This is a genomic window from Collinsella sp. Sow4_D11 (assembly GCF_052116465.1).
GTDB lineage: Bacteria > Actinomycetota > Coriobacteriia > Coriobacteriales > Coriobacteriaceae > Collinsella.
Map to the genome: position 1 here is coordinate 1 of NZ_JBQKLA010000057.1, position 1,960 is coordinate 1,960.

At 61.9% G+C, this 1,960-nt stretch carries 1 rRNA gene; it reads left to right on the forward strand.

Features of this window, described 5'->3' with window-relative positions:
* The first annotated feature begins 94 nt into the window (after positions 1-94).
* Positions 95-1,601 (forward strand): 16S ribosomal RNA (locus ACTQ40_RS10435).
* Positions 1,602-1,960: the final 359 nt, after the last annotated feature.

A 1,960-nucleotide genomic window follows, 5' to 3' on the forward strand; every position in this document is an offset into this window, starting at 1 on the left:
AATTCCTTTTCCTATCAAACAGAACCATATGAATCGAACGGAACCGATCAGCGAATGACTGAGAGGACCGGACGGGCTCGAGGCCCATATATTTTGGACGGAGAGTTCGATCCTGGCTCAGGATGAACGCTGGCGGCGCGCCTAACACATGCAAGTCGAACGGCACCTGCCCTCGGGCAGAAGCGAGTGGCGAACGGCTGAGTAACACGTGGAGAACCTGCCCCCTCCCCCGGGATAGCCGCCCGAAAGGACGGGTAATACCGGATACCCCCGGGTGCCGCATGGCGCCCGGGCTAAAGCCCCGACGGGAGGGGATGGCTCCGCGGCCCATCAGGTAGACGGCGGGGTGACGGCCCACCGTGCCGACAACGGGTAGCCGGGTTGAGAGACCGACCGGCCAGATTGGGACTGAGACACGGCCCAGACTCCTACGGGAGGCAGCAGTGGGGAATCTTGCGCAATGGGGGCAACCCTGACGCAGCGACGCCGCGTGCGGGACGGAGGCCTTCGGGTCGTAAACCGCTTTCAGCAGGGAAGAGACGAGACTGTACCTGCAGAAGAAGCCCCGGCTAACTACGTGCCAGCAGCCGCGGTAATACGTAGGGGGCGAGCGTTATCCGGATTCATTGGGCGTAAAGCGCGCGTAGGCGGCCCGGCAGGCCGGGGGTCGAAGCGGGGGGCTCAACCCCCCGAAGCCCCCGGAACCTCCGCGGCTTGGGTCCGGTAGGGGAGGGTGGAACACCCGGTGTAGCGGTGGAATGCGCAGATATCGGGTGGAACACCGGTGGCGAAGGCGGCCCTCTGGGCCGAGACCGACGCTGAGGCGCGAAAGCTGGGGGAGCGAACAGGATTAGATACCCTGGTAGTCCCAGCCGTAAACGATGGACGCTAGGTGTGGGGGGACGATCCCCCCGTGCCGCAGCCAACGCATTAAGCGTCCCGCCTGGGGAGTACGGCCGCAAGGCTAAAACTCAAAGGAATTGACGGGGGCCCGCACAAGCAGCGGAGCATGTGGCTTAATTCGAAGCAACGCGAAGAACCTTACCAGGGCTTGACATATGGGTGAAGCGGGGGAGACCCCGTGGCCGAGAGGAGCCCATACAGGTGGTGCATGGCTGTCGTCAGCTCGTGTCGTGAGATGTTGGGTTAAGTCCCGCAACGAGCGCAACCCCCGCCGCGTGTTGCCATCGGGTGATGCCGGGAACCCACGCGGGACCGCCGCCGTCAAGGCGGAGGAGGGCGGGGACGACGTCAAGTCATCATGCCCCTTATGCCCTGGGCTGCACACGTGCTACAATGGCCGGTACAGAGGGATGCCACCCCGCGAGGGGGAGCGGATCCCGGAAAGCCGGCCCCAGTTCGGATTGGGGGCTGCAACCCGCCCCCATGAAGTCGGAGTTGCTAGTAATCGCGGATCAGCATGCCGCGGTGAATGCGTTCCCGGGCCTTGTACACACCGCCCGTCACACCACCCGAGTCGTCTGCACCCGAAGTCGCCGGCCCAACCGCCAAGGGGGGAGGCGCCGAAGGTGTGGAGGGTGAGGGGGGTGAAGTCGTAACAAGGTAGCCGTACCGGAAGGTGCGGCTGGATCACCTCCTTTCTAGGGAGATAAGTTCTTAGAGAGAAAACACTTTAACTCGAATGGAGGGCAGGAGCCCGTCCGGTGGATGTCTGGCCAGGATACGTCCCCGCAGCACCCGGTCCCCGGGGTCGCACCCGCGTACCTTGAGAGCCGCATAGCGATAGGAGAGAGATGGAAGAGTATCCTCTTCCAGACTCGATTCTTTTCTGCGATCTAAACAGAGAATGATAGCAATCATTCATCCGATCCAAACAAGAGGAATTCACTCATATACGAGTGAGGAGCATCTGATCGCGAGCACAGTGAGACACGCTGTGCCGCGGTATGAGATACCCGAATTGCGACATGAGAGCGCTATTCATGATATCGATTAATTT